The organism is Streptomyces sp. UH6 (genome assembly GCF_013421635.1).
Classification (GTDB): Bacteria; Actinomycetota; Actinomycetes; order Streptomycetales; family Streptomycetaceae; genus Streptomyces; species Streptomyces abyssomicinicus.
In genome coordinates this window covers 1-3366 of sequence record NZ_JACADT010000635.1, presented here as the reverse complement: position 1 = coordinate 3366, position 3366 = coordinate 1, and the positions used below count along the sequence as shown (strand labels likewise).

Below are 3366 nucleotides of genomic sequence, written 5' to 3'. Positions count from 1 at the left end.
CGTTCCCGCACCCCCCGTCCCCGAGCACCCCGGCCCTCCCTGCCGGGCGCGCCGTCCGGGCGACGCCGCAGGCCCGCGCTGCTCGCCGCCGCCCTGGCGCTGCCGCTGCTGCTCGGGTCGTGCGCCCTCGACGCGCAGACCACCGCGAGCAGCGAGGACCTGGCCGGCCGGAAGATCCCGGCCGAGGTGTCCCCGGACACCGAGCTGACCGTCGGGTACCCCTCGCTCAAGGTGGCGCTGGAGCTCTCCGGCCAGATCGACGAGCTGCCGTTCAAGGTCGAGTGGGCCAACATCAGCGGCGGTCCGCAGTGCTCGGAGGCATTCCGCGCGGGGGCGCTCGACGTCTGCTCCGCCGCGGACATCCCGTCGATCAACGCGCACTGGACCGGGCTGGACACCAAGCTGGTGGCCGCCGCGTTCCGCGAGGACCCCTACGCCAACCCGATCTACGAGCTGGGGATCGCCCCCGGGGCGGACATCCGGTCCCTGGAGGACCTGCGCGGCAAGAAGATCGCCTACAGCCCGGGCCAGGCCCAGGGCGCGCTGGTCCTGCGCATCCTCGACAAGGCCGGCCTCACCCAGGAGGACGTCGAGCTGGTGGAGCTGGCCAGCACCGGCGACGTCTACCCGACCGCGCTCGGCAACCATCAGGTGGACGCCGCGCCCATCGCGGACGTGAACATCAAGCGCTACCTGAAGAACTACGGCGGACAGGGGGCCACCACCCTCAAGCACGGTCTGCGCGACGACCCCGCCCACCTGTGGGCGCTCACCGACTCGGTGGCCGACCCGGAGAAGGCCGCCGCCGTCCGGGAACTGGTGAAGTTCTGGGCGCGGGCCCAGATCTGGATCGACCAGCACCCCGAGGAGTGGGTGGACGGCTGGTACGTGAAGGACCAGGGCCTCAGCCAGGAGGACGGCGAGTACCTGGTGCGGCGGGCGGGCACCCCCGTGATCCCGGCCGACTGGTCCGGGGCGATCGAACGCCAGCAGAAGACCGTCGACCTGCTCGCCAAGGAGCAGAAGCGTGAACGGTTCGACGTGAAGATCCTCTTCGACCGCCGCTTCGAGAAGGTCGGGGCCCAGGCGGTCGCCGCGAAGGACGGGGGCGCTCGTGCACCAGCAGGAGCACACAGCCGACCTGGGTGAGGGCGGTGGCGGGACCGTCCGGGTGACCGGCGACGTGCTGCCAGACCCGTTCGCGCAGCGGGACCTCGGCGAGCTTCCCCTGGCGGCGGAGCCACTCCTCCACGTCCGCGAGGAGGAAGGCGGGGCTGGTCTCGGTGCCCCCGACCGGTTTGGGGAAGTCCGCGTGCCGCCGCCGCCAGTTGCTCACGGCCGCCCGACCCACTCCGGCCAGCCGGGCGATACCGGCGGCCGTCACCTCGGTCGCGTTCTCCTGCACGGGGCCCCTCTCCCTCGTTCGGTGTGCTTGAGCATAGCCACGCGACCAGAATGTTCACAGCGTGTACTACCGACAGTCTGTGAACCTGGTTGACCGCGTTCACAATCTCTGCTGTGATTACCCACGCCAGACGGACCACCAGGGGCCGGCGAGCGCACCGCTCGCATTCCTCGCCTTCCCCGGCCGTCCCGAAGCACCGGCCGAATGTTCACAGGTCGGCCCGATCTTTCATCACAAGACCGTCTCGGCGGGCCGAATCTGGTTGATCCGGTTCACAGCTCGTGATGTGCTTGCCCCTGCCTACACGTGGACACGACAACGTGCGGGCAGTTACGACCCTTGGAGGGGGAGCTTCAATGTCCCAGCAGATGCCTTACGCGCCGGCCCCGCCGGTCGCGCCTCAGCAGCCGAAGAACGGCATGGGCACGACCGCACTGGTTCTCGGAATCATCGGCCTCGTGCTCACCGTCACCATTCTCTTCTTCTGGCTCGGTGGGCTCCTCGGCCTCCTGGCGCTGATCTTCGGCATCATCGGCCTGGGCAAGGTGAAGAAGGGCGAGGCCACCAACAAGGGCGCGTCCCTCACCGGTGTGATCCTCGGCGCCATCTCCGTCGTGGCCGCCGCCGCCATCCTGGTCTTCACCGTCCTGCTGGTGGACAAGGCCGCCGAGGACCTCTCGAAGGAGCTCGACAAGCTCGAGAAGGACGCCGCCGCGACCGCCCCGAAGGACCCGGGCGCCGAGGGCGAGGCCCCCAAGGACGGCGAGCTGCTCGCGCTGGGTGACGGCATGGAGTTCGACGACGGCCTCGTGGCCACCGTCACCGACGTCAAGAAGTACACCCCGGACGAGTTCGCGGTCGGCCACGAGGCCGGCAACGACGCCTACGAGGTGACCGTCGAGATCAACAACGGCAGCGACGCGACCGTCGACCTGGCCCTGGGCACCGTCGAGGCCACCGCCGGCGAGGAGGGCACTCCCGCCGAGTCCATCATCGACGCCGACAGCCTGGGCATGTTCGAGGGCTCCGTCACCGCCGGCAAGAAGACCACGCAGACCTTCGGCTTCTCGGTGCCCAAGGGCACCGAGAACCTGGTCCTCGAGGTCTCCCCGAGCTTCGACTACGAGTCGGTCTTCTGGGACGTCAAGCTCTGACGCACCGCACCACTGCCTGCACCACGCCGAGGGGCCGTCCGATCACCGGGCGGCCCCTCGCCGCGTCCGCCGTACCCGCCGCGCCCGCCGCCGTCAGCCTCCGCACTGCCGGAGCATGGCCGCCTTGTCCGCCTTCGTGACCGCGAGTTCGTACTTCAGCGACACCTGGGCGAAGCGGACCGCGTAGGCGCAGCGGATCGCCTTGCTCGGCGGGACCCAGGTCGCCGGGCCGGAGTCGCCCTTCGCCGAGTTGGTGGGGCCGTCCACCGGCAGGAGGTTGAGCGGGTCGTTGGCGATCGCCTCCCGCTTCTCCCGGGACCAGCGCGAGGCCCCCATCTGCCAGTTGTAGGACAGCGCCATCACGTGGTCGATCTGCACCTCGGCGGCGTCCGCCTTGACCCAGTCGATGTCCTTCCCGGTGTAGGGGTCGGCGAGGGTCATCGCCACCACCACGCAGTTGGACCCGGAACGGAACTCGAGCTTCTCGCCGTCCCTCTGCAGCAGGTCGTTGCGGGTGTCGCAGCCGTTGCGGGAGAACGGCACGTCGGCGGTGTCCAGCCACGCCTCGCCGAACTCGTCCCGGTCGTAACCCGTCTTGGGGCCGCGGCCCTTCACGGCGACCTTCTCGATCAGTTCGCGGGCCTCGGCGCGGTCGGCGTCGGAGGAGACGACCGCCAGGCCGGGCTTGGTGCCGTCGGGGTTGTCGAGCGGGCTGACGGCGCGCCCGGCCCCGGCCGCCGGCGGCCCCGTGGGTGAACCGGCGGCGTCCGAGGGGGAGTTGTCGACGGAGCCTCCGGGCACCTGGCA

3 protein-coding genes and 1 pseudogene are annotated in these 3366 nt (G+C 70.5%); 2 read left to right on the top strand and 2 right to left on the bottom strand.

Annotation, left to right across the window (positions count from 1 at the left end; genetic code table 11):
• Positions 1-39: 39 nt before the first annotated feature.
• Complete coding sequence (locus HW445_RS23395; RefSeq protein WP_257231243.1) at positions 40-1149, top strand: ABC transporter substrate-binding protein; 1110 nt, start codon at positions 40-42, stop codon at positions 1147-1149.
• Here the strand turns inward: HW445_RS23395 and HW445_RS33730 are convergent.
• Positions 1106-1405, bottom strand: a pseudogene (locus tag HW445_RS33730) (helix-turn-helix transcriptional regulator); the annotation flags it as partial. The gene HW445_RS23395 and the pseudogene HW445_RS33730 sit on opposite strands and share 44 nt — an antisense overlap.
• Positions 1406-1761: 356 nt before the next feature.
• On the opposite strand from HW445_RS33730, the gene HW445_RS23390 reads away from it, so the two are divergent.
• Positions 1762-2559, top strand: a complete 798-nt coding sequence (locus HW445_RS23390; protein WP_257231242.1) for a DUF4352 domain-containing protein — start codon at positions 1762-1764, stop codon at positions 2557-2559.
• A gap of 93 nt (positions 2560-2652) precedes the next feature.
• On the opposite strand, the gene HW445_RS23385 is transcribed toward HW445_RS23390, so the two are convergent.
• Positions 2653-3360, bottom strand: a complete 708-nt coding sequence (locus HW445_RS23385) for an HNH endonuclease family protein (protein ID WP_308799746.1) — start codon at positions 3358-3360, stop codon at positions 2653-2655.
• Between the last annotated feature and the right edge of the window lie 6 nt (positions 3361-3366).

Coding starts and splice junctions, on each gene's coding strand:
- HW445_RS23390 (WP_257231242.1), top strand. CDS start 1,762: ATGTCCCAGCAGATGCCTTACGCGCCGGCCCCGCCGGTCGCGCCTCAG.